The sequence below is a fragment of the Mesorhizobium sp. M0491 genome (assembly GCF_040321265.1).
Lineage (GTDB): Bacteria > Pseudomonadota > Alphaproteobacteria > Rhizobiales > Rhizobiaceae > Mesorhizobium.
Genome location: NZ_JAMYRE010000021.1, coordinates 76,567 through 99,983, shown reverse-complemented (window position 1 = coordinate 99,983; position 23,417 = coordinate 76,567). Strand labels below are relative to the sequence as shown.

The 23,417-nt window shown below is 60.1% G+C and carries 17 protein-coding genes and 2 pseudogenes; 12 read left to right on the top strand and 7 right to left on the bottom strand.

The window, feature by feature from the left end:
• Positions 1-16: 16 nt before the first annotated feature.
• Positions 17-2,191, top strand: coding sequence for a type IV secretory system conjugative DNA transfer family protein (locus NKI69_RS24890; protein WP_352722736.1), 2,175 nt, complete (start codon positions 17-19; stop codon positions 2,189-2,191).
• Positions 2,192-2,206: 15 nt separating this feature from the next.
• Here NKI69_RS24890 and NKI69_RS24885 read toward each other — a convergent pair whose 3' ends face one another.
• Entirely contained in the window at positions 2,207-2,488 is a 282-nt protein-coding gene (locus NKI69_RS24885) for a DNA -binding domain-containing protein (protein ID WP_352631206.1), read from the bottom strand.
• A gap of 486 nt (positions 2,489-2,974) precedes the next feature.
• Here NKI69_RS24885 and NKI69_RS24880 point away from each other — a divergent pair, with 486 nt between their 5' ends.
• The 4 genes from NKI69_RS24880 (at position 2,975) to NKI69_RS24865 (ending at position 10,114) form a co-directional block, all read left to right on the top strand.
• Positions 2,975-4,678 (top strand): SIR2 family protein, encoded by a 1,704-nt coding sequence (locus NKI69_RS24880; protein ID WP_352631208.1) that lies wholly within the window; start codon positions 2,975-2,977, stop codon positions 4,676-4,678.
• On the top strand, positions 4,675-5,262 hold the full coding sequence (locus NKI69_RS24875) for a hypothetical protein (protein ID WP_352631210.1): 588 nt from the start codon (positions 4,675-4,677) through the stop codon (positions 5,260-5,262). Before NKI69_RS24880 ends, NKI69_RS24875 begins: the two co-directional genes overlap by 4 nt.
• Positions 5,259-7,709 carry an AAA family ATPase gene (locus tag NKI69_RS24870; protein WP_352722735.1) on the top strand — a complete coding sequence of 817 codons (2,451 nt, stop codon included), beginning with the start codon at positions 5,259-5,261 and terminating at the stop codon, positions 7,707-7,709. Before NKI69_RS24875 ends, NKI69_RS24870 begins: the two co-directional genes overlap by 4 nt.
• 98 nt (positions 7,710-7,807) lie before the next feature.
• On the top strand, positions 7,808-10,114 hold the full coding sequence (locus NKI69_RS24865; protein WP_352722734.1) for an nSTAND3 domain-containing NTPase: 2,307 nt from the start codon (positions 7,808-7,810) through the stop codon (positions 10,112-10,114).
• Between the two features lie 102 nt (positions 10,115-10,216).
• On the opposite strand, the gene NKI69_RS24860 is transcribed toward NKI69_RS24865, so the two are convergent.
• Together NKI69_RS24860 and NKI69_RS24855 are read right to left on the bottom strand one after the other, a co-directional pair.
• Entirely contained in the window at positions 10,217-12,463 is a 2,247-nt protein-coding gene (locus NKI69_RS24860; protein WP_352722733.1) for a relaxase/mobilization nuclease domain-containing protein, read from the bottom strand.
• Between the two features lie 131 nt (positions 12,464-12,594).
• Positions 12,595-12,993: a MobC domain-containing protein gene (locus NKI69_RS24855; RefSeq protein ID WP_352722732.1), complete on the bottom strand. Its 399-nt coding sequence runs from the start codon at positions 12,991-12,993 to the stop codon at positions 12,595-12,597.
• Positions 12,994-13,407: 414 nt separating this feature from the next.
• Here NKI69_RS24855 and NKI69_RS24850 point away from each other — a divergent pair, with 414 nt between their 5' ends.
• The 4 genes and pseudogenes from NKI69_RS24850 (at position 13,408) to NKI69_RS24835 (ending at position 15,236) form a co-directional block, all read left to right on the top strand.
• Positions 13,408-14,094, top strand: coding sequence for an AAA family ATPase (locus NKI69_RS24850; RefSeq protein WP_352722731.1), 687 nt, complete (start codon positions 13,408-13,410; stop codon positions 14,092-14,094).
• A gap of 4 nt (positions 14,095-14,098) precedes the next feature.
• Complete coding sequence (locus NKI69_RS24845; RefSeq protein WP_352722730.1) at positions 14,099-14,422, top strand: hypothetical protein; 324 nt, start codon at positions 14,099-14,101, stop codon at positions 14,420-14,422.
• 42 nt (positions 14,423-14,464) lie between these two features.
• A pseudogene (locus NKI69_RS24840) lies at positions 14,465-14,741 on the top strand (HU family DNA-binding protein).
• Between the two features lie 216 nt (positions 14,742-14,957).
• Complete coding sequence (locus tag NKI69_RS24835) at positions 14,958-15,236, top strand: WGR domain-containing protein (RefSeq protein ID WP_352722729.1); 279 nt, start codon at positions 14,958-14,960, stop codon at positions 15,234-15,236.
• Between the two features lie 20 nt (positions 15,237-15,256).
• On the opposite strand, the gene NKI69_RS24830 is transcribed toward NKI69_RS24835, so the two are convergent.
• From NKI69_RS24830 to NKI69_RS24815, 4 genes and pseudogenes are all read right to left on the bottom strand, one after another.
• On the bottom strand, positions 15,257-15,568 hold the full coding sequence (locus NKI69_RS24830; RefSeq protein ID WP_352631226.1) for a DUF736 domain-containing protein: 312 nt from the start codon (positions 15,566-15,568) through the stop codon (positions 15,257-15,259).
• A gap of 654 nt (positions 15,569-16,222) precedes the next feature.
• A pseudogene (locus tag NKI69_RS24825) lies at positions 16,223-17,158 on the bottom strand (hypothetical protein).
• A complete protein-coding gene (locus tag NKI69_RS24820) occupies positions 17,155-18,084 on the bottom strand; it encodes an ArdC family protein (protein WP_352722728.1) in 930 nt (309 codons plus the stop codon). The pseudogene NKI69_RS24825 and the gene NKI69_RS24820 overlap by 4 nt, the downstream one beginning before the upstream one ends.
• Positions 18,085-18,328: 244 nt before the next feature.
• Positions 18,329-18,514, bottom strand: coding sequence for a hypothetical protein (locus NKI69_RS24815; protein ID WP_352631230.1), 186 nt, complete (start codon positions 18,512-18,514; stop codon positions 18,329-18,331).
• Between the two features lie 683 nt (positions 18,515-19,197).
• Here NKI69_RS24815 and NKI69_RS24810 point away from each other — a divergent pair.
• From NKI69_RS24810 to NKI69_RS24800, 3 genes are all read left to right on the top strand, one after another.
• Complete coding sequence (locus NKI69_RS24810; protein WP_352722727.1) at positions 19,198-20,961, top strand: M23 family metallopeptidase; 1,764 nt, start codon at positions 19,198-19,200, stop codon at positions 20,959-20,961.
• Between the two features lie 349 nt (positions 20,962-21,310).
• On the top strand, positions 21,311-22,231 hold the full coding sequence (locus tag NKI69_RS24805) for an SGNH/GDSL hydrolase family protein (RefSeq protein WP_352722726.1): 921 nt from the start codon (positions 21,311-21,313) through the stop codon (positions 22,229-22,231).
• An 11-nt stretch (positions 22,232-22,242) separates the two neighbouring features.
• Positions 22,243-23,316 carry a metallophosphoesterase family protein gene (locus NKI69_RS24800; RefSeq protein WP_352722725.1) on the top strand — a complete coding sequence of 358 codons (1,074 nt, stop codon included), beginning with the start codon at positions 22,243-22,245 and terminating at the stop codon, positions 23,314-23,316.
• Positions 23,317-23,417 lie beyond the last annotated feature (101 nt).

The following is a 23,417-nucleotide window of genomic DNA, read 5'->3' as shown; positions in this document are numbered from 1 at the left end:
GACAAATGAGGGCGTAATGGTGCAGGTCATCAAGGGATTAGTCGTGACGCTGATGGTCTTGGCCGTGGGCGTCGTTTTTTTCGCCATCGCCTATGCAGGCGTCCATTGGTACGAGACGGGCTCCTTCGCCCTGATCCAGGATCTCGACCGGGATCCTTTTGCCACGCTGCGCCGCGCCTACGCCAATGTCGCCGTTCTCGGCCTTTATCAGCAAGCGCTTTATGCGGCCGGCCTGGCGCTCATTGGCGTGATGGTGCTGGCTGTCATGACCGTGCTGATGACGCGCAAGGCATCGAATGACGCCAGGTTTCTTAGCTTGGCGGAAGTCAATCGAGCCGGTTTGACGAAACGCGGCGGCGTCTTCATCGGCCGAGCTGGCGGCAGCCTCGTGAACGTCATCGGCGCGTTCACCCAGCGCGGTTCCAACAAGAGGCACTTGACCAAGCCGAAGCTCGTAGGCGGAAAAAAGCTATGGGTTGATGGCGACGACGTCGGTGGCTTCGTGGTTGGGCCGCCGCGATCGGGCAAGGGCGCCGCGCTGATTATCCCAAACGCCCTGCTCTGGGCGGATTCGCTTGTCGTGCTGGACATGCGCGGCGAGACCTATCAGGCGACAGCGGGTTATCGCTCGACCTTTTCCAAGGTCATTCGGTTCTCGCCGGCCGACGAAAAAGGCGAGACGGAATGTTATAATCCGCTCGATTTCATTAGCCTCGACACCGACCAGCGCGACATCGACATCCGCAACATCGCCGCCGCGCTCTTTCCCCGCCCGACGGCAGGCGAAACCTATTGGATCGACGACGGTCGCATGCTTTTTGCCGGGGTGATCTCCTACGTCATGGAAACGCCCCGCCTCGAGGACAGCCAGCGAACGCTGCGCCAGGCGCTTCGCATCATGAATGGCGCCGATCGGCCGTTCCTGGAATGGATTCAGGCACTCCGCGACGAGGAAGCGCGGGAAATTTCCGACTACACGCTGCAGATGCTCGCCAGCTATGCCGACATGTCGGACAAGCAGTTTTCCGGCCTGTTCGGCAGCGTGAGAACCGGCCTAAACCCGTTCATGAACGAGCGGCTTTTGCGCGCCACCGACAAGAGCACGTTCGACATCCGCAATCTCAAGCGGGACAAGGTCTCGCTCTATCTGGACTTTCGCATCGAGCAAATCCGATCCATCGGGCCATTGTTCAACGTCCTGATTACGCAGCTGATGAACTTTATGGCCAAAGAGCTGCCTGGGCGGGGTGAGCACCGCGTCCTGATCCTGCTCGACGAGTTCCAGAACCTCGGGAAACTCGAAAACGTCATGGAAGCGGCTACCATCCTCGGCGGCTATGGCGTGCCGACCTGGTTCTTTGTCCAGTCGCTCAAGTCGGTGGACACCATCTATCGCGAGGAAGGCCGTAAGACGCTGGTCAACTCCGCACGTGTCCAGGTGTTTTTCGGCGCGCAAGACGCCGAAGACCTGAAATACATTTCCGACACCCTGGGCGAGCGCATGGAAGTCCAGAAGGATGTCAGCAAGACGCAAGCGACGATGTTCGACATGCATCACGCGCGCACTGTTCACGTGAAGGAGGTTCGTCGACCGTTGATGCGCCCTGACGAGATCCGCACCATGAGCCGCAACAAATGCATCATCCTTCCTCGCGGCTCGCATGCGATTTTTGGCACGCGCAATTTCTACTTTGCCGATACTGAGCTGTCGAAACGTGCCTGGATGCCGATTCCGGTCTTCAAGGCGGCGGCCGCCAAGGTGGACACAGAACCGGATGCCGGCCGGAAAGCAGCACCAAAACCGAGTGCTGGTTTTGGCGACATGTTGGTTCCGCCGCGGTTTGCGCGGGCGAGTGAAGCGGCGCCGGCATCGACGCGGCCGCGAGGCGTCGTTTTCGCGGCCAAGGCCGGCAGACGCCCTCCCCCGCCGGCGCGTCAGATCAGCGTGACGACCTACGTTGCAGCGAGCCCTAAACCATCAACCAGTCGCCCGCCCCTACCTCGGAACACGCCTGACTTGGCTGCAGTTACACGCGCCGCCGGGCGAAACGACGCAGTATCCACAGAAGCACAGGCAAGGCTTGCGGAGGCAATCAGCCGGGTCGCGAAGGTCACCGCGCAGGCGGCCAATAAATCGGAAGCCGCCGCCGGCTTGCGCGATCTTGAGATGGCCTTGCAGGGCGTTGATTAGTCAAGACCTGCAAAGTCAGTGCGGCGCGCCGCCTTGAAAAAGATACCGATATCCGGTCGTCGTCATCCAGCGCGCCCGCGCCAGATGGGTTTCCCAAGCTCTGTGTGCCCGGTCCGGTTCGCGGTCAGGATCTATATGCAGTACGACACGCGTCACTTCGCGCCAATCGGCATCCTCCGCCGCTGCGTCGAGCAAGCGCAGATAGGTCACAAAGTGTTCTTCGTCATAGCCCGTGAGCATCGGGGATTTGGGCGCCTCGTCCGCGACATCAGGATCAAGCGGCGGCTTTATCGGCATAGCGACTGCTCCTTATCGTCGTCGCGACCGCCCCGCTATGCCAGCGATCGCGCACCTGCCTATATCGCATTCCCCTTGGTACATCATCGGTCCGTTTGTCAAATTCACAAGTGAAGTGTAGCGCGAAATGAGATTTGGCGACCCAAGCGATCCATCGCGCGGGAAGGTCGCAGAAGGGGCTGGAAAGTACGGTTCGTCCCGTCCATCGGAACGAGCAAGGAGCGCCATGAGCCGTCATTAGACCGCGGCACGAAAGGCGGACGTAGCCTGAGCCTGCCATTGGCGACCTCCTGCTGATAATCGTCACGGTAGCAGTCACATTTGGCAAACGACCGGGTTACCTCTGTAACTATGCCTGTTGTGGGTTTATGTTCCAGCATTGTTCTGGCATGGTGCCGCAAAAGGAGGCGGTCGGAGGGGAGGGCTTTCGATCAGCTGGATCATGGCGAAGGGCCGCTCCTCGGGGTGCGGAGCGGAGGGGGATCATTGCCGACGGCTGCGACGATATCAGTGAAGGAAACGCTTGACCTGCTCGACGGGACGTTCATTGGTCTGAGCCAGGGCGTCGTTGAGGGCGGATACGCGCTATGGCTCGGTTCCGGTATCTCCCGCGATCGCGTGGTCGGTCTGGATGGCGTGCTCGCCAAGCTGATCGAGTTCCTGCGCGGCAATGCAACGGCGGACGTGGATTGTGCCTATCGCAAGGCCTTGGAAAAGGTCCTCGGCATGGCAGCGCCATCCGCGGAGGAAAAGGCCGCGATCGATTTCAGCCAGCCTGCCATCAACTGGCCGTGCCTGCCGAGCGTGCTTAGCCGACTCTGGAAGCAATATGCCGATGTCCTATCGGTCGAGGTAGGCACCGAGAAGTTCGATTATCTGCTGTGGGTCGGCCTCGATTTTGTGAACACCTTTGCGAGCCAGGACGCGGATGCTGAGCATCTCGCTATTGGCATGCTTGCGCTCGAGGGCGTCGTCACCGAACTTGCCACGGCCAACTGGGACGGGCTGCTCGAAGCCGCGATGCGCAAACTGGGCTATCCCGAGACCTTTTTTCGGATCACCGTCACTGGCGAGGATCTGCGCGGACCGGCGGCGGCAGCCGTGCTTTACAAGTTTCATGGCTGCGCGTTGCGCGCGATCGCGCAGGAGGACGATTATCGGCCGCTGCTCGTGGCCAGGGCGGCGCAAATTACTGGGTGGATGAGCAACGGGACCTTCAAGATCGTTCGTGACCAGCTTCAGGCGCTTGCGCAGCGGTCGCGGACGTTGATGATCGGAATGTCTGCCCAAGACAAGAATATTCAGCATCTCTTTGGCCAGGTCGGCGCGCAGCAGGGATGGAAATGGACCGACCAGCCAACGCCGATCGTCTTTTCGGCGCAGGAGTTAGGAACCGACCAGAAAGATGTACTCAATATTGCCTATGGCAATGACGTATATGAGCAGAACCGCGCGGCGATCTGCGAGGCTGCCTGTGTACAGGCCTATGGAAAGCCGCTGTTACTCGGCTTGTTGCTCACGGTGCTCGCCGCCAAGCTTCAGACTTTGGCGAGCGACGTGCACGCGCCAGCACTGGATGCCGCGGCCCATGACGCGGTCGCTTCAGGAATCAAGCGGCTGCGTGATCGTGTCGCGGAGGCGGGTAATGCCGACCGGCTAAGCTTGGCGAACGGCATTGCCGCTGGGCTCGCGCGCGGTCGCCATCAAATGCAGAATGGCACCAGCCCAGACGGCACGCCCATGTATTTTCCGATCGACAATGAGCCGCCCCATCAAATGAAGGGTATGCCGCGGACTGTGGCAACGGGCCAGCGCGAGGCGGCGGCGGCGCTTGGGCTGATCGGTCTTGGCGACCAGGCGGCCGAATGGACGGCGGCGGTGGACGATCCAACCGATCCACGTTCGGGCGCGCTTCGGCTGACATCTCCGAATGGGACAGCGCGAGTCTTTTTCGCTGCCAATGACGAGAACATCACGAACCTCATGGATTGCGGCGCCTTCGATGAGGACGATGCGGACGTGGTGCTGATCTGCTCGCGAAAGGTGAGCAATCGTCAGCAGCGCAGCCCCAAGGCCAACTTGCGGGATGGAAAAATCGGTCCGCGCTACTTGGCTTTCGGGTCGATGCTGATGGATGCGGGGAGCCTGGCCGAGTTGCAGGCTAATTTTCGCTCGGAAGTCGCGATATGACAACTAGCGAGAGCGTCGTTCAAATCCTGGTTGGCGAAGGCGGATATCGGGAACTGCCGCGGCCGCTGAAGGTTGGTTCACTGTCCTTCGACTTCGCGCACGCCCTGGTCGCCGGGGACAAGGCTAACGATCTCGTCATCGTCATCGAGCTGAAAGGCGATACGCCCGACGATATCGTCATCAGGAAGGTGTTGTCGCTCACCCGCGCTCTCGATGTTCTCCAATCTAAGCGTTCGGTCACGGCGGTGCTCACATCCGGCCAGGCCTCACCCGAAACGATCCACTCGATCAGCCGCGTCTGCCGCGTCTTGCCGGTCGGCGCGCCTTTCGGTCCGAAAGCCGTCGACGCGGTGCGCGACTGGCTGTCGGTCCTGCTTCCACTTGCCCAGCCTCCACCCGTCAAAACCCTTGTCGACTGGGAAGGTGATCTGCGTAGCAGCATCCCTGCGAGCGCAGCGGGACCATTCTTAGAGGAGCTGCTGAGAGCCGCGCCAGCTGGCAAGATGGCCGTGGAGCAGATGCTCGCTTCGGCAATCCAGGCTCCGGTCGAATCCGTCCTCGAAGACGATCAGGATGAGCAATGACGGTCCCGCGGCTTAAAACACTAGTGATCGAGAATTTCCGCAGCCTGAGGGGCAAGGTCGTCATTCCGCTCGATGCTCAGGTTGTGCTCGTCCATGGTTCGAACGGCATGGGCAAGACGAGCGTGTTGTCGGCCCTCGAGCTCGCGCTCACCGGCAAGATCGCCCATCTCGCCTCTGACGGCGATGGCTATCAGAGCTATCTGACGACGCTCGAAACAGATGGCGGTTCGATCGAGCTCACTACGACGGGCGCCTATAAGCCCGGCGGCAATGTTGGCGGGTCATTGGATTTTAGCGACATCAAATTCGAGCCGACGGCGCTGCTCGACGCGGCGGACGCGCGGTTTTTTTCGGAACGCTGCTACTTGCCCCAAGCAACGCTTGGGCGCTTGCTCGAGATTTACGACGACCAGAAGACCGGCACGACATCACCGCTTACTTTGTTTGTGAAGGAGCTGCTCGGACTCCATCCACTCGATGCCCTGGTCGACGGTCTCTATCCTGCCTTCAACGTCGCGCGGGTCCGCAATCTTGTACCGGGGTATCGCCAGCTCGAGACATTGCGGGCGTCTCTGCAAAATGAAACCCGCGCGAACGTACAGTCGATCACCAGTGTCACGGACGCATCGGCAAGGCGGCTTGCTACGCTAAATGCGACATTGGCCCAGATTCCTGCCACGGCCCCGCTGGTCGTCACTGGCGCTATTAAGCTTGAAGCCCTGCGCAGGGTGCTCGAGACCGCGCGCGACGAGGATCGGATGTTGGTAGATCTCAGCCGCGTTCGCTCCGAGTTGAAAGCCCTGACCGAGCAGTGGCGCAACTTGCCCGCCGAAGACGCGTCGCACGACCGTGCCGGCAAGGAACGCGCCGAGCAGTCTGCGGCCGAAGCGCTCTCCACTTGGCGCGTGGGGAAAGGCCATGCCCTAGAAGCGGTCCTGACCGAGCTTGGGGCCAGCTTCGCCGACCTGCTTTCCATCGATGATGGACCGGAAGAGGCGCGCTCGGCGGCGCTAAGGCGCGCCGAGGCGGAGGTGACTCGATGCACCACCCTTCTCGCGAGTGCCAAGACCGCCACCGACCGGCGAAATGCCCTCGAGACCATCATTCAGCGCGCGACGGCGCGCATCGAGGAACTCAACCGGGCGCTCTCCGCGGGAGTGGAAGACGCGAAGTCCCTTGCCAACGCATTGGCGGGCATCGCCCCCCACGTCGCCGGCGAAACCTGCCCGGTGTGCGATCGCAATTTTGGCGAACTGGATCAGGGGCCCTTGTCGGCTCACATCGCCGCTAAGATCGCGTCGCTGACCAGTGAGGCCGGCCGGCTGCAATCTCTCGCTAATGAACGAGCCGAGGAAAGCAGTCGCTTGTCAGTCGCGCAGCGTGATTTGTTGAGCGCCAAGGGCGGCCAATTGGGCGCCGAAAATCAGGCCGATTCGACGGTGCGGAGTGCACAAATGGCGAGCGCCGTTCAGCAACTGAAGGCCATGGCGGACGATGCCGCTCAAGGCACTATACTCGTCGCAAACGCCGCCGCGGCGAGAGACGCCGTCTCATTGGCGCGTCGGCGCGACGAGTTATCGACGTCGATCCTTCCCGAGATCGATACGGTGGTTGCGCGGATTACAGCGCGGCAGGTAAACAGCTTCGACGGCGTGACGACAGCGCTGGCGGAAGCAGAGCGTGTACTCGCCCAACAGATAGTGGCTGCCGAAGGCGTCACTACGTTGCGGATCCGGGCGCTGTCGGAGCTCGAACTATACGCCAAGGATCTCAACCAAATCGCCGACCTCAAAGCGGCGAACGCCCTCATCGCTGCGCGCCTGACCGTCGTCGAAAAGGCCGACGTTGAGATTGGTGATTTCCGCGCCCATGCGAAGAAGATTGCCGATTCAGCCGACAAGGTGCGGTCTGACATCGTCAAGGCGGTTTTCAACACTTCTTTGAACGCGGTCTGGCGTGACCTGTTCGTGCGCCTTGCGCCGTTCGAGCAGTTTGTGCCGACTTTCAAATTGCCGGCAAGCGATAGCGGCAAGGTCGAGGCCGTGCTCGAGACGTTGCATCGTTCCGGCAAGGCGTCGGGTTCGCCAGGTGCGATGTTGAGTCAAGGCAATTTGAACACGGCAGCGCTCACCCTTTTTCTCGCTCTCCACCTTTCGGTGCCATCGAGGATGCCTTGGCTGGTCCTCGATGATCCGGTCCAGTCGATGGACGACGTCCACATTGCGCAATTTGCGGCGCTGCTACGCACCTTCTCCAAAGGTATGGGCCGGCAATTGGTCGTCGCCGTCCATGAGCGGGCTTTATTCGACTATCTCACCCTAGAATTAAGCCCAGCGTTCCCGGGCGACAGTCTGATATCGATAGAGATCACGCGCAATTTCGATGGCGATGCCGTCGCTACACCGCAGGCTTTGAGCTACGAGGAAGATCGCGCCATTGCGGCCTAGCGGGCAGCGCGGCCAAAGAGGGCATCAACGGCCCAGTGAGCCGATGTCTGCATCGGGTCAATTCTTCCGGTTATCGACAGGAGGGTTGCGTAGACGTAATGGCATACGATTTTTCGGCACTTTCCGGCGCTGACTTCGAAGATCTTTCGCGGGATCTTATCGGCCGGGAGCTTCAGGTGCGCTTCGAGGCGTTCACACAAGGGCCTGATGGCGGCATCGACGGCCGGCACGCCTCTGGACCGGTAAAGATTATTCTGCAGGCGAAGCACTATGCCGGCTCGCGAGTTGCAGACCTGAAACGAACGATGGCGCGCGAGCGCACTTCCATTGACCGGCTGGCACCGCAACGGTACGTGCTGACAACATCTTGCAAGCTGACGCCAACGACGAAGGCCGAACTGGCGAGAATAATCGGTCCTGCATTGCTTGGCGAGGCGGACGTATTCGGTCCGCATGACCTCAATGGCCTGCTCCGGGCATATCCGGATATTGAGAAATCCCACCTGAAGCTATGGTTGTCCGGAACCGCCGTACTGGAGTGTATCCTGCGTGCGGCCTCACATCGCTTCAACGCGATGACACGTGAGGAAATCGAGGAGAAGGTCCGCGTTTATGCACCCAATCCCAGCTTCGACGACGCTCGAGTCAAACTCGACCAGCACCATGTTCTGATCATCTGCGGTCCACCCGGTGTCGGGAAGACCACGCTGGCGGAGATGCTCGTCTATGCCCATATGGCAGAAGGTTGGGATTTGGTGGCGATTCGCGGCCTCGACGACGGTCTCGTTGGCATCGACGACACCCGCAAGCAGGTCTTTTATTTTGATGACTTCCTGGGTCGCGTAGCGCTCGACAAGAGCGCCCTTTCAAGAATGGACTCTGACTTGGCGCGGTTCATCAAGCGCGTGCGGAAGTCACCGAACGGGCGGTTCATATTAACCACGCGGGCACCGATTTTCGAGGAAGCTAAACGCCATTCAGAACATCTGGCGGACAAGCAACTGGATATCAGCCGCTATCTACTTGATGTCGGCGTGTACACGCGACGGATCAAGGCGCGCATTCTCTACAACCACCTGTTGGTTACCGGCACGCCACAGACTCATATCGATGCGTTAATCGAAAGCGGCAAGCTGCCCCGGATCATCGATCATAAGAACTACAATCCGCGCCTGATCGCCCTCATGACTGAGGGCAGCCGGATCGCCGATGAAGACGCGACTAGCTATCCGGCAACGTTCCTTGCTGCCCTGGACAACCCCACCCAGCTCTGGGACTTGCCATTTCGGAAGCATATCCCGACAACGTGCCGACATATGCTGATGACGCTGTTTTTCTGCGACCAGTTTGGGGAGACAATCGACGTTCTGCGGGAGGCCTACGATGCCTATCATGCCGAGCTTTCCCGGAACTACGGCGCATCCCAGGACCCGAAAGATTTCGAGGACTCGCTGAGAATCCTAGAAGGCGGTTTCATCAGCATCCGCGGCAGCGCGGTTTCCTTCGTGAATCCTTCCGTTAGGGACTACCTGTCCGCCTACCTGGATGATCTGACACTGCTCAAGCTTGCCGCACGCGCCGCCAAGCGAACGGAATGGGCCCGCCAAGTTTGGCAGCACAGTCGACGTCTTGGCATTCATGAGCAGCCGGGCTCCGTCGATCTGGCCGCGCTAGCAGCCAGCTTCCGCGGAGTAGCTGAAGCGTTCTTGAGCCTACCAGTGCAAAAGCGCGTCGAGACTAAATACAGCGTGTCTTTCAGTGCGGACGGTCTTTCAAACACAGATCGCATCGAGCTCTTAATCGACTGGTGGTTCGCTTGCGGTGATGCGCGATACGTCGAACTGATCCAGGCACTTGCGTCATTCCCGGTGCAGGGATGGGACAGCTGGCGCGACGGCGGCGATCTGCTCGCCATAATCACCAAACTTCGCGACACGGACTATTATGGCATGCTGCACGAGGCGGCCTCGATAGCACAGATCATCGAGGACGGCGCCGTCGAGCTGATCGAGGACTTCTCCCTCAATTCCGAAGATCTTGAGCGGCTTGTTGAGGCTGAAGAGGAGTGGCGGGATGGGCTCGGACCGCGGATCCAGAACGCCCTAACCGATGCCATAGGTCGCGAGTTCCGCGATGTTCGCGAGGTGGTGAAGCAGATAGACTCCGAGTCGACGATCGACGAGCATGTTGAGACGCTGGAGCGCCTTGCGAAGCGTGCCTCGATACCGGAGGCCGTCCTCCGCAATGCCCGTGAAGTTGCGCAGGAACGGAAATGGGAAATTGAAGAACAAACTAGAGTTGCTCCCTCGCCGTCAGGGCGCAACGTCGATCGCGGGAGCGGCGACACCTTCGATGATGTGGCCCTAGCGAACCTGTTTGCGCCTCTTTGGCGTGGGAACGGCTGACGCAACAGGCTCCGCTCGTCCTTCATGGCCCGAGATCTGCCCATCAGGGATTGTCCGTAAGGGGATCGACTCCCGCCGTTTGGAAGCAGGCCACCCCGCTATTCAACGCTCCCGGTCATCGTCCAAAGAGCGCTGCGTGTCGCGGTTTTGCCGTTCGACACGGTCCGCCTGCTGCTCGGCCTTCTTTCCCGGCGCGGAGCCCGGCGTGGCGCGTTTGTCGGGCTTCCGTGGGTTTTGCTCGTTCGCGCGGTCCTGTGTCTTGGCCTGCTGCTCTTTTTCGCGAAGAGAGCGGCCTTCGTCGCGCACCGTGTCGCTGGCCCCGGTCCCGCCGGTAGCCGCCTGCACGCGCACGTCATTCAGCCGTTCGTTCAAGAGGCCGTTCATTTCCTCGCGTATGCCCGCGAGTTCCTGCTTGTCCTCCCTCTTCGACAAGGAGCCGTCGATCCGATCAAAGGCCTTGTTCACGTCCGCGATCTTTCGGCGAAGTTCCAACGGCGACAATTCCATGCTCATGATCTCCTGTATACGGTTGGTCAGATCAATTAGAGTATCAAATTTTTCGGCCGAGGACGATAGCGGTGTCCCCTCCCCGCTTGGCGTCGGCGTCGTTGGAAGCTCTGACCTCTGAACGGCCGCCACCTCGGCGATCGCAGCCGAAAATGCTGCAGCGCCTGCGTCCGCTTGCGACCCGGGCATAGCCCCGCGCATCACGGTGGCGGTCAGCCGCCAGCCACGCGCAATCCCGGCTCCATAGGCGGCGATGGTCTTTGCCTCGAAAACGGCCTGCCGCTTCGCCTCGACGCGCTGCGCGATGGTCGGCGAAACAGAGTAACGCGTATCCCGCTTCGATCGTTCGTACACACCGGCCTGGCGCAGGTTGAAGGGCCGCGACGCGGCGAAGTCCATGCGGCGGGTCGCCACCATGGCAATCCCCTCCTCGCGGGCTTTTTCGGCGTAGGCTGCGCGCCAGTCGTAAAGGTCCGCTTTGCTGAAATTGAGCTGCCGGCCGCTTTCCGAGCGCGCAAGGATCATCGCGTGCACATGGACGTGCCCGGTCTCCGGATGATGGGCGATAGCCCATTTGTGGTCCGGAATCTTTTCGGCGAGCACATTTTCGGCCGCCCTCAGCAACGCACGCGCGCCTGTGCCGGCCCTGGCCGAAAAGACGACGTGAAAAACGTTGCGCGGCTCCACCGTCTTGAAATCCGCCTTCCACGACGCATAAAGCGCTTGCGCGGCCTTGTCCGCACGCTGGCCAGCGGACAGTTCTTCGCCATCGGACTTGATCACGCCGGCATTGGCGCGAATGAATTTTTGCAGAAAATATTGCCCGCCTCTTTCGGTCGACACGGCGGCTTTGATCTCGGCCTTGCCGACGACGCCCGCGTCGTTCAACCGGGCCGTGATCCCGTCATCCGCCCGCTGCAGGACACCTCCCCTGCCGTTTTCGTGGTCGGCTTTCTGCAGCGCCTTCGCCAGCGCGGCTGCCTTCATGCCCGTGTAGGCATAGACTTTTACGGTGCTGCCGGCGCGCGCATAGACGAAGGGCTTGCTGCCGAACGCGGCATTCAACGCATCGTGCAGTTCATCCCGGCCGGGATCGCCGGAGAGCTCGACGTCGACCTCGACGAAATTCGTGTTCTGGAATGACTCGCGAAAGTCTTCCTGCCACTCTTCCAGAAGCGACCGCCGTTGCTCGCGGGACTCGACACTGAGTCCTGAGTTCGTGAAAACCTCGATATCGTGTTTCTTGCCGTCTTCATCGGGCCTGGTGCCGAGATATTCGAGCAAGGCGCCGGCAGCTCCCTTCGTCCCGGCCGTCGAAATGACCTTGAACACGGCTGGCTGTGCGCCGGCCGCGATTCCCGCGCGCGCCGCGATGGCCTGCGCATGGCTAGACCCGCGCGTGGTCTTTGCGACGGCGGTCGGAACCGGTCGGCCACCACTGCCACCGCCACTGCCACCCCCTCCTCGTCGCCGTCTTTCATCCTCGTCATTGGCGACCGCAAGTGCTGCGACTTTGGTGAAAACCGCGATCGGGTCATTTTGCCCTGTAAACGGCCGTAGAGCGGCGGTGATGGTTGCCGAGTCGTTCGGGCCGGCAACTGCTGCCGGCACCGTGAGCGGCGCTGCAGGCGCGTTTGGCGTCGAAATTCCGGTGGCAGCGAATTTCACGGCCGCCGGCGCGGCGACTTTCGCTTTCGACAGGATGTCCGCCGCCGCGGCTGGCCGCTGCCTCGACGAAACTTTAGCGCTGCCTTTGCCTGCCCCCGCAGCACGCCCGGCCGATCGCGTCGCCGGAGCATTGCCGGCGCCAAGTTCCGCCGGCGGCGAGCCCCAGGCGGCCATAGTAGCGGCATAGGCCCGTCGCCGGATCTCCTCTGCCTCCGACAGCTCGTCTGATATCCCTGCCTCGACGGCCGGCGCGTTGTCGCCAAGCATCTCGTCGATGCTGAGCGCCAGCTCGGTGAAATACCCGCTCATTGATCCGGGCTCCGTCGTGCCCGGGCTGGCCGCGCCATTTCCACAAGCCGCTTGTTCATCGGTTGCATCATTCCGAGAAGTGCCGTGAGGCTTTTGGCGAGCGCTGGTTCATAGCCGACGCGGCCGGCATTCATGGCGCGAACTGCCTGATTGAGGTTGCCGCCGATCTTGCGCAACTGTTCTTGCAGCCCTTCGATAGCTGGTCGATCGACATCGGCCACCGGCAGAAACAGCCCCGCTTCCGTGCGCAGAAGACGGCGGATGACCTCCGATTCCGGCACGCCTTCGCGCTCGCTGACGGCGGCGAGGGCCGCCTTTTCGTCGGCACTGACGCGGAACCTGACGACTTCTCCGTAGCTGACGCCCTGGCGTGGCACGGTCTTATTTTTCCCCATGTTTTCCGACCTAAGCCCGCAAAGCGGGCGCGCAAAAGGGATTTGTTCCACAAATCTCGCTATCCTGCCAAAGAAGAAATAACTTAAACATAGGGGAAAAACAAGATCGTGACACTCCCGCCTTCAGTGCCAATCATTGTTCAACCAGTACGTTGCTGCGCATGTGGCAATTATAATTTACGGATGCTTTGGCGCTATAGCGGTATTATTCTATGCCGTTAAAGCGGCGTATCAACACGCCATCACAATGGCACAGCGTCACGACGGCACAACGCTGCAATTTATGGCGGCGTAACGTCATGCCGCCACGGCTCTGCAGCGGCATAAATTAAAGTATCAAATTGCTTGAAAGTTGCAGCGCCGCAACGTTATAAATCAGAACGCTATAGCGCTTTCAGCGAAGGACGGAGCCTGATGATCATCACCGTTGCCGTGGCAAAAGGCGGCGTTGGGAAATCCACGCTCGTGCGTGCCCTGGCCAGTGTCGCCACGCACCAAGGCCACAGTGTTTTCGTCATTGACGCCGACGAGCGAAAGAATATCGACCGCTGGTCCATGCTGCTCGACCGCTTCGGCAACAAGCCCGACAATCTGGAGATCGTGGCGGTCACGACGCCCACCGAAATCCTCGCTCTCGCCCAGGAACGGGACAGGCAAGGCAAGCTGGTCATCATCGACACCGAAGGCAAGACCAATGACGAACTGACCGCTGCGCTTTTTGCCGCCGACATCGCCGTGGTGCCGGTGCATCTTGCCATGGACGACATCACCGCCGCTCATCAGCTTGTAAACGGTCACATTCCCCTGGTCGCCGAAAACCGCGGCTTTGCCCTGCCGGTGATGTATGTGTTCACGAACAACACCGTCATCGACAAGCGGGCAAGGGCGCTTGCCGACTTGCGGGAGATCATCCAGCAAAACGGCACACGGATTGCCAGTGAGGAAATGCCGTATCGCATTGCTTACAAGGACATGCAGACCGGCGCGACGCTCTACACAGGCAGCAGGGTGGACCCGAAGGCGATAGCCGAATCCGAGGCGATATTTGCCGAGATTGTCCAGTATGTGATTGAGGCCAACCGGTCGGCAGCAGCGGAGTGAGCAGATGGACGACAACGCCAAAAAGGTAACTCTGTTGAGCGTCATGCAGCCGGCCCCGGCTGTGCTTCCCAAGCTCAATCGCCCGAAGCTGGAGCTGAGCGGCACGGAAATCCGCAAGGTAAAGGAAGCGGGCGAAAAACGTGATCCTGTCGCTGGGAGATCGCTCCGGGAGGACAAAAAAGAGCCGACGACCGTCTATATCGCAGCTAAAGACAAGCGGCGGCTGCGCTTGCTCGCTGCTTCGGAAGGCAGGCGGGTGAATGATTACTACGTCGAAGCGGTCAATGATTTTCTGGACAAGCATGCCGACCGCCTGCCGAAACTGTGACCGCGTTTCGCGCTGTAGGCGAGGGTGATGCAACAGAGGATCATGACGACGACAACCGAAATGGCTAACAAGATTGCCGCGGAGCAGAGCCTGAGCAAGGCGCAGGCCAAGGCAATCGTGGAAAGCGTGTTTAAGGAGATCTCGGACGCCGCCCGATCGGGGGCGGAAACCAGCATACCGCGCTTCGGCAGGTTCAAGGTCAAGGACACGCCGGCGGGTGAGGGTCGCAACCCGTCGACCGGCGCCACGATCAAAATCGCCGCCTCGAGAAAGCTCACCTTCGCGCCGGAAGGCGGTGAAGGATGCGTTGAACGGCTGACCGCTCTCGCGGCTCGTTTCCGGTGGTCCGAGATCGTCGAGAAATCGAAGGCCCCGGTCCGCGAACTGCACCGATTGGCGGGGAGCCGATGTTGTCAACCTCGGCGCCTCGGGGCGTGTGCCGGTCCAACGACCCATCACGAGAATGAATCGATCCGGGTCTTGCGATTCAAAGCTGTCATTGGACGGCGGACTCCGCCTGCGCGATGCTGTTGGCATGGTTGCGCAACGCTATCGCCTCTATATCGAACGCATGGACGCGAGCCGGAACATGGCCCGGTTCTACGCCATGTCGCTCGATGAGACGCTGTTCGGTCAGACATGCCTGATCCGCCGTTGGGGACGGATCGGGACGCGCGGACGGATGGTCCAGCATTCCTTCGACAGCGAGGGTGAGGCAGTCGGCCTGTTCCTTCAATTGCTGCGCACCAAGCGGCAGCGCGGCTATCGGCCGAGGATTTCCGCTCGACACGCAGAAGCGGCCCCGTCTGGTTGAGGGGGCCGCTGCGGAGCCGATCAGTCACGGTTCGGGCGGGACCAGATGAGCTGGAGGCCTTCCTGTCCGTCCACCTCGATCAGGGTGGCGTAGATCGGGGCCGGGAAGCTCGGATCGTCCAGCTTTACCGAAAGGTAATCGCGCTCGGTTTCCTTGGCGGTCTTCTGCCAGGCGGCGCCCAGTTCCACGGCGCCCGAGTAGATGCGGAAGTGCGGGCCCTTGTCGGAGGGATTGTCGACCCGCTCGATGCGCGCCTTGACGTTGAGGTTGAGGGTCTTGATTGTGCCGGTGAAGCCGTTGGCGGAGGTGGTGAAGGTGCCGATGGTGGCCATGGTGATGTTCCTTTCCTTGTGTTTCGGGCCGCGCCCTTCGCGGCCTCGATGGCAGTCGACAGACCGGAGATACGATCGGACCGCACCCGTCAGGGCCGGAATGCAATGGAGGGCGGCCGGAAGCGGCTTTCTTGGTCCGCGAGGAAAGGCGGCGAAGCCGGCAGGGGAAGAAAGTTGCGGATGGCCGTTGCGGGAGAACGATCGAGGCGCAGCCGGTTTCCGGTCAGACATGCCTCATCGAGCCGCAGAGGGGTTGGCCAGGTGCAAGGTGCTGAAGGAACGAGCTGGCCCAGTGTCGGAGTTCGGCATTGATGGTATCGCTGGTGCGAAAGCATCCCGCCGTAACCGGTGTCGGCATGTGCCGTTGCGGGTGACGGGCTCCCTCGATGACGGTCGGGTAGCTCTATCACGGATGACCGTGGCAGTGATCGGCCAGGCCCGGGAGTACCGCCAGATCGCGTCGCCGAAAACTGTTGTCGACCTGGCGCCCTTGATTGTCCACGCGCCCCGCATGCCGGTCTCCTCGATATGGCGGCAAGGCACCTCGCATCTCCTGATGCCACGCATTCCAAGACCAGATCCGGTCGCGGACCATCAAGCAGAAGAGGACGCTTCCGAAAGGAAATGCTGGCTCAGTTCGAACAGAAGCATGTGTCAGACGCCGCACATGCCCGCATTCGTTCATCCGATCGAGCTGACCGTGATCTGCCAGCGTTGACAGATCTGCCTGATCGAGCGGCACGGCCGAGCGATGCAGATATACCTCGCCGCGGATACCGCGTAGGCCGCAGCGAATCGCGTTGTCGACTTCAACCGCGTCGGCCCATGCTTCGGGATCGTGGCCGCGCATGTGCCGCCATCGGGCATCACCGTGGAATGGACATCCGATGCAGGCTGATTTCGGCGGCAGCGTATAGTCGTGCCTCTTGAGCCCAGCGATGCAATCGGTCCGGCTCTTGCGCATCTCGATCAGCGGGAAGCGCTTGACATGCCAGGCTTCGAAGCTGGCTTGGCGCGGATGATCTCGTCGGTCGAGATGCCAATCCACTGCTCGACGGCAGGAGATTCCGGCGACCGCTTGCAGGTGAGGCCGGCAAGCTCGCGGACTTTTCTGCGGATGGGGACGATCTTGAACTCGGTTGCGCATTGCCGACGGATCATACCGATTGACACGGTCTCCTTCGCAGTGCGTCGCGTACCGATCGTGACGACCTCGCCGTCATCGTCTTCGTCGAGGATCGGCACTTCTGCGCCGGCTGGCGTCACAGTCCTGGTGAAGGCGGGGATGGAGCCCAGCTCGCCGTCGCCGGCGGCGGCGAGCTGCTCCCGGATATTGCCTGCCGACACGACATGGACCGGGAAGGGCGAGACATGTGTCGACATCAGCCAGGCGAGATGGTCGTAGAACGCTTTGGGCTCCCAGCCGGTATCGGCGAAGATGGCGCAGTCTGGCATAGGGCCGATGTGGCCATACGCGGCCATCAGCGCCATGGTGGTGGATTGCACGCTCGCTCCAAGCGAGAGGGCGCGCAGGCTAATCGGGGAAGGTCCGTGACCCTCCCCGCCGACGATCGGTGCGTGGGACATCATGCGGCCTCGCGTGCTTCGGAGGCCGCCGGCTGAAGGCCGTGCAGGAAAGCGACGGCGCGCTGCGCATGGGCAGCGGCCGAGAAGATCGCTCGCTTGTCTTCGGCGAGCACCTTGAGCCACGAATCCAGGTACCTCGCATGATCGGGCCGGGGCTCGAGCTCCGGTGCGATGCCGAGATCGGCGCAAAGGAAACAGCTTCCAAGTTCGGCGATCAGCTCCTCGCGCGCACGCTCGCTGCGATCCTTGGCGTAGCGGCTGAGATCGCGGTCTACGCGATGCGGTGCCGACGTCCAATGCGTGGCTTCATGACTCAGGGTCGCCACATATGACGCAGCGTCGCGGAAGGTCTGGAACGGCGGCATCTGGATGTGGTCGGTCGCCGGCGAGAAGTAGGCGCGGTCGCCGCCATGCCGGATCACCGCACCGGTATTGGCGAAGAACCGGTCGGCATGCTCGATGCGTGCGATCGGATCGCGCACGGGTTCTGCCTTCTGCCCGTAGTAATGTTCCGGCAGTCCATCGATCTGCGCGATGTTGAAAACGCAGTAGGCCTTGAGGAACGGAATCTCGCGATCGAATTCTTCACCAGCAGCGTCGGTCTCCGTCTTGGTGAAGCGGCTGGCGAAGACGACCATCGAGCCGGTCTCGCCCTTGCGGACTGCTCCGCCGAGCTCGAGCGCCTGCTTGAACGTCATCCAGATCGGGATGGCGTAGCCACGCGCGACGGTCTCGGACCACAGCAGCAGCACGTTCATACCGCTGTAGGGCAGGCCGTTATGCCGCAACGGCCGCGTAACGCGGCCGATGGCGTTGGTGGAATGCCACGGCTGCATCCAGGGGCGGACGCCCTTTTCCAACTCCGCGACAATGTGATCGGTGATGCGCGCATAGATGTCGACGCGCGGCGCTTTCTCTTTCCTGCTCATTTTCATGAACCTCCAGTTCTGGAGGCCGCGCCGATCGCGGCCCCGTCACGGGGTCCGCTTGGGCGGAGCAGGATGGCGGGCCGCGCATCTGCAAGGCCGGAGCGGAGCGGAGGACGGCGAAGCCGTTGCGCTGACCGACCGGCTCCGCCAGGACCGCGGGGCAGGACGGGGGCGGGAGCAGGCGCAGAAAAGAAAGCGAGGCGGCGCTGGGCGCCGCCTCGATGCGGTCCGGAGAAAGGTCGGTTCAATGAACCGACCGGCCGCCGCTGTAGGGATCGTATTCGAACAGGATTTCGACGTCGGCGTCGTCGAGCTCGTCGGCGGGCAGCACGCCGTATTCGTCGTCGACCTGGAAGAGGACCACCGGGGCCATGAGGGTGCGGGCGAGGTGCCAGGCGACCTTCTGGGCGAGAGTGAGATCGTGCGACATCTGAGGGCTCCATCTTGGAGTGGGCCAATTCCCGCTCGATGGCTCCGTCAGTGTGCGGCGGCGGTCGCGATCACCGCGCAGGCTTCAGCCAAGCGGCCGCAGCTTGCTAGCGGACCCCTTGCGGGTTGATCGTGGAAGATCCGCCGCCGCACCAGGAAAGCCATTACGAGAGCGGGATTGGGTGCGCTAAGTCCCCGGAGCCTAAGTCGGCGTTCCGATTCGCTTGAGGTGCTGTCACCGCGGTGAAGGGGATTTGTCCGAGGTGATCAGGGTGGAAGCGATGCCGCTGCGCGCGTGATGAGGTGATTTGCGCCAGAAAGGGTCGTAGCCCGTAGGCCATGGCAAATACTGGGCCGGAAGCTGTCAGTCGGCTATTTGATCGGAACTGCCAACAAGCTGCCGCTCCGAAAAGGACCATCTAGACATTTCTGCCGCATCATCGTCCCGAAACTTGCGGCCGAAAAGGTCCAAAATCGACGTGATCGGAGCATATGGCGCGAACGGCCGCCAACGGGACGGCCAAGGTTGGAGTCACGAAGGCGAGTTCGTCAAGGGTCGAACTATAGCCAGTCCTCGCCTTGAAGCAGCATATTTTAGCAAGTACTTGCCAATGATCAAAACCTCAGTCATCCTCGAGTTTATTCTTGCGTTTGAAAAGGGGATGACTAAGGGGAGCGGAAAAGATGGCAAAGTTCGATGGTTCGAATAGCGGACTGAAGGTGCCGGCACGAAGACTGCAGCTAAACGGCTTTGGCTTAAGAATAGAGAACTTGGATCGCCGAGATCCACCGCTGCCTTATGTAGATGGCGCAGTACCCCGGACTCCTGCTTTCAATTCCAATGTTTGCGAGGTTTCGGCAAAAGCCAGAATGCCTCAGATCAAGGTCCAATGCAGCACGACGGGATTTCGGCCAGAAGACTTTCCAATCTATTGGCGTCTGCAAACGCTCGACGTGATGTGCCGGTTCAAGAAAGTCAAGAAGGGCGAGGTAGGAATACCTGCTAACTATACCGACCGCGTCGTCCCTCTGTCGGACGAGTGGGTGGGAACGGCTGACACCCCCGAGTTCAAGATTTTCGACGTAACGACGCCCGTTGAAGATGCCGATGGATCGGATCGCGTCGCAGGCGGCCACGCAATCCTAACGGTAGCTGCAAGGCCGAATGGTGAGTGGCTCCAGGACTACGTTCACCTGAGAATTGGTGGAATAGAACCCGGGCACAAGAGAGTCCGCGACGAAGTCACGCGTCTTGTGGGCGCCCGCTCGATTGAACTCGTCCATATGCTTCACGCCATCTTCGCATGGGAGGGAATTCAGTTCTCAATTTCGGAGCAAATGCATGCGCGTTTCAAGAAGTTGGGAACACTCTTCGACTGGCCCGATGATCCGCCGAATTATCCTCTTTCCAGCTTTGATTTTGGAGTCGGTTACTCCCAGTTTACCGATCCAGACAAGCTCACGACGGCGATTGCCTGGGACTGGCGTGAGAATCTGGTTTGCGGCATAAACGTGTTCTTTAAGAAGATGAAGTCGACATATTTGCGAGACACTACTTGGAGAAATTGGGCTCTCCGCGCTTGGTCTGCCTACAATGGAGTAAGTAAGAAAAATGAGATTACTCAATATGGGATAGACAGAGGAGACTCGGACGACGGCCGGCTTGTGTCCGGCGCCCGAGTTCCTCGCGATACCGATGTTGACCTGCTTCTCGATGCCTTGGGCATGAGGCCGATACCTCCTCGGCCAGAATGGCCCGTTGAAGGGTTGCCGACTGTTGACCGCACCGTTCGTCGACTGGCGAATTCGTTCGACGACGCCGGTTGGGATGAAGATTTGCGTGCCGAAATCGGAACATTAGATGAGCCGAAAGCCGTGCCGCCCTATAGCCCCTTCGCCTTCGCGGCGAGCACCGCTGCGATTGGTCAGCGTTACTGGCCCGTGCTGACCGAAAATCCTGAACGTCTGACTGTCGCCTATGAAACTAAGGGCGGGATTATTCTCGATGCACATGAGCGTCGTTTCCTTGGGAGGCGGAAGATCAAGAAGAATGGCACGTTCGGCCGATACCATGTCGGCATCGACCTGTTCGCCTACCAGAAGGACGTGGTGGTGGCTTGCGAAGAAGGGATGATTGTCGCCTTCTACCCGTTCTACCCCGCGAAGTCAGGGCAGATGACGTACGCATTGTTTCTCGCGATCAAGGATTTCGTCGTGAACTATGGGGAGCTTCGGGGGGATTCACCAAAAAAGTTCAAATGGCAGGTCGGCGATAGGGTAAACGCGGGCCAGAAGATAGGATGGATCAGCGACACTGGCATGCTGCATTTCGAGACATATGTAAGCGGTACTATCCACAATGAGCACTACTATCCAAGGGGTGACAAGCCACCGCACCTTTTGAATCCCACGTCCTATTTGCTGGAGTGTGCGGGTTCCAATCTTTGAGGACGGCAGCAACGCGACTTGCAGGGTGCTTGCTCTGATCGCACAATTTTGCCGGTGTGTGACCGTGCCTGGCAAACTCATACGGACCAGCAAAGGTGCTATTGACCTATTTCATCACCGTAAGCGTTGAAGACGAGCTAAGACCGTTGAAGGCCCCTACCACCGCCCAATAGGCGCAATACACATTGCGGTCTCAACAATTCTCACCAATTGATGACCAACCCTATTCGTTACAAGGTGGCAAAGTCTTCTCCAGCAACCTCTTTGCTCAGGATGTATTTTGCCAAAGAATGTCGTATGGTCATTTTGCTTTTGGTACTTGATCGGCAATATTCGACGGGGGACAACGATGGCTAAGAGACAGAATATTTCTAAGGCGATTGTGGTTGGTAAGGCACTCGCTGCAGCCACGCTCAAACGCCGCGCCCAAGCAATCGAAAAACGACGGCGCGTGCTGGCAAAGGCAAAATTGAAGGTCGAGCCGACAAAACGTGTGCTCGCTAAGGCCCCCGTCACGCATGCTAGCATGGGGGTCCTAATCGCTGAGGGGGACTCGTGGTTCGACTATCCGTTTCACGATATCCTGAGCGATCTTGAGGACAGCTATGGGTTCGATGTGGAGTCTGCAGCTCACCGCGGCGACACGGTCGAAGACATGGCCTATTCGGACGGACAACTCGACGATTTCTCCCGCCGAGTCGAAAAGGTTCTCCGTATGGGCGTCGAGCCACGCGCGATCCTTCTCTCAGGCGGTGGCAATGATGTGGCGGGGGACGAGTTTGCCATTCTGCTCAACTACGCAACATCAAGCTACCCCGGCCTCAACGATTCGATCGTCACAGGCGTAATCGATCAGCGCCTGCGTGAAGCCTACGTTACAATCCTGAGTGCCATAACCGCAATTTGCAAACATCACCTTGGTCATCCCGTACCAATCGTGGTTCACGGTTATGACTATCCGGTACCTGATGGTCGGGGCTTCGCGGGTGGCTGGGGGCCTCTTCCTGGCCCCTGGCTTGAGCCAGGCTTTCGCCGGAAAGGTTACTCGGAGATCAACAGGCGAAAGCAAATCTGTGTCGAGCTCATTGATCGCTTTGATACCATGCTCGCCGGCCTCGCCGGCAAACCCCCTTTCGGACACGTTAGATTTCTAAATTTGCGGGGCACGCTTTCGACAGGCTCAACCTACAAGACTTGGTGGGCAAACGAGTTGCACCCAACACAGAAGGGCTTCGACGCGGTTACAAAGAAGTTTGCCGCCATCTTATGAGGAGAACCCCTTTGACACGACGTGTCGTGGCTTTGATCGCCGGCACCATGCTGAGCGCCCTTTCGGGCGTTTCGCCGACGCCGTCACAGGAGCCGGAGAAGATTGGCACGCTGCTTGCCGCCGGTGATATTTCGTGGTGTCCCGGCGAGGGTTGGACAAGTGCCAAAGCGACGGGTGAAATCATTCTCGACGTGATCAAGCAGGCCAAAGTCCCGGTCCGTGTATTGGCTTTGGGAGACCTCGCCTACAAGCATGGTAAGGAGGATCAGCTTGCGTGTTTCGCTAAGAACTGGGCCGGCTTTGACGATGTCCTCATGCCAGTTCCAGGAAACCACGAGTATGACACCAAGGATGCGGCGCCGTTCTTCCGTCATTTCAAGGATAACGCGTTCGTGCATCAGAACGATGATGCGGAGCCCGATGAAGAACACAAGGGCGAGAACCCTCGATGGGATAAGAAGGGCTATTTTTCGCTCGACTTTCCGAGAAAAGACGGGCCTTGGCTGATAGTCGGCCTGAACGACAACTTTCAGGAACCGCCGTACATGCAAGACATGGCCACCCAAATGACGTGGATGGAGAAAAGACTCGACGCCTCTGCGCTGGTCGGCAAAACCAGATGCATACTTGCCTTCTGGCATGCGCCATTGTTTAGTTCCGGGCAGCACGGCCACGAGGGCTATAGGCATCCGAAACCGGACGCGCCACTCAGCCATGAACGATCAATGCAGGTGGTGTTCCGCACCCTCCATGAACACGGCGCATCGGTAGTGCTTTCCGGACACGACCATGATTACGAGCAGTTCGCCCCGCACGACGCCGACGGCAAGCCTGCAACGGACGGCATTAGGTCGTTTGTCGTCGGCACTGGTGGCTCCATCCTTACCAAGGACTTTTACAAAAAGCCCTTCGCCGCTACATCGGAAGGTGGCCCGTTCGGGGTCGTGAGGGGAAACCAGGGTGTCCTGAAGATCGACCTTTATGAAGATTACTACACTTGGGAATTCTTGCAGATCGCAAGTGAGGGGCCGAAAAAAGACATTACGACCGGTCCCGCAAGGCAAAACTGCAACAATCCGAGATAACGTTTCGCGTGGGCCGCGTCCTAACGCTGGGCGTCTTTCCTTGAGCGCGTTGCGTCCCAGGCGACACGGCGCGATTCTGCCCACTCCGGTTACGGAAGGGC

Excerpts from the sequence above, each read along its gene's own strand:
- NKI69_RS24875 (WP_352631210.1), top strand. The coding sequence starts at position 4,675 with ATGACAACTAGCGAGAGCGTCGTTCAAATCCTGGTTGGCGAAGGCGGA.
- NKI69_RS24845 (WP_352722730.1), top strand. The coding sequence starts at position 14,099 with ATGGACGACAACGCCAAAAAGGTAACTCTGTTGAGCGTCATGCAGCCG.
- NKI69_RS24855 (WP_352722732.1), bottom strand. The coding sequence starts at position 12,993 with ATGGGGAAAAATAAGACCGTGCCACGCCAGGGCGTCAGCTACGGAGAA.
- NKI69_RS24815 (WP_352631230.1), bottom strand. The coding sequence starts at position 18,514 with ATGTCGCACGATCTCACTCTCGCCCAGAAGGTCGCCTGGCACCTCGCC.
- NKI69_RS24860 (WP_352722733.1), bottom strand. The coding sequence starts at position 12,463 with ATGGCCGCCTGGGGCTCGCCGCCGGCGGAACTTGGCGCCGGCAATGCT.
- NKI69_RS24820 (WP_352722728.1), bottom strand. The coding sequence starts at position 18,084 with ATGAGCAGGAAAGAGAAAGCGCCGCGCGTCGACATCTATGCGCGCATC.
- NKI69_RS24885 (WP_352631206.1), bottom strand. The coding sequence starts at position 2,488 with ATGCCGATAAAGCCGCCGCTTGATCCTGATGTCGCGGACGAGGCGCCC.
- NKI69_RS24805 (WP_352722726.1), top strand. The coding sequence starts at position 21,311 with ATGGCTAAGAGACAGAATATTTCTAAGGCGATTGTGGTTGGTAAGGCA.
- NKI69_RS24850 (WP_352722731.1), top strand. The coding sequence starts at position 13,408 with ATGATCATCACCGTTGCCGTGGCAAAAGGCGGCGTTGGGAAATCCACG.
- NKI69_RS24830 (WP_352631226.1), bottom strand. The coding sequence starts at position 15,568 with ATGGCCACCATCGGCACCTTCACCACCTCCGCCAACGGCTTCACCGGC.
- NKI69_RS24865 (WP_352722734.1), top strand. The coding sequence starts at position 7,808 with ATGGCATACGATTTTTCGGCACTTTCCGGCGCTGACTTCGAAGATCTT.
- NKI69_RS24810 (WP_352722727.1), top strand. The coding sequence starts at position 19,198 with ATGGCAAAGTTCGATGGTTCGAATAGCGGACTGAAGGTGCCGGCACGA.
- NKI69_RS24870 (WP_352722735.1), top strand. The coding sequence starts at position 5,259 with ATGACGGTCCCGCGGCTTAAAACACTAGTGATCGAGAATTTCCGCAGC.
- NKI69_RS24835 (WP_352722729.1), top strand. The coding sequence starts at position 14,958 with ATGGTTGCGCAACGCTATCGCCTCTATATCGAACGCATGGACGCGAGC.
- NKI69_RS24890 (WP_352722736.1), top strand. The coding sequence starts at position 17 with ATGGTGCAGGTCATCAAGGGATTAGTCGTGACGCTGATGGTCTTGGCC.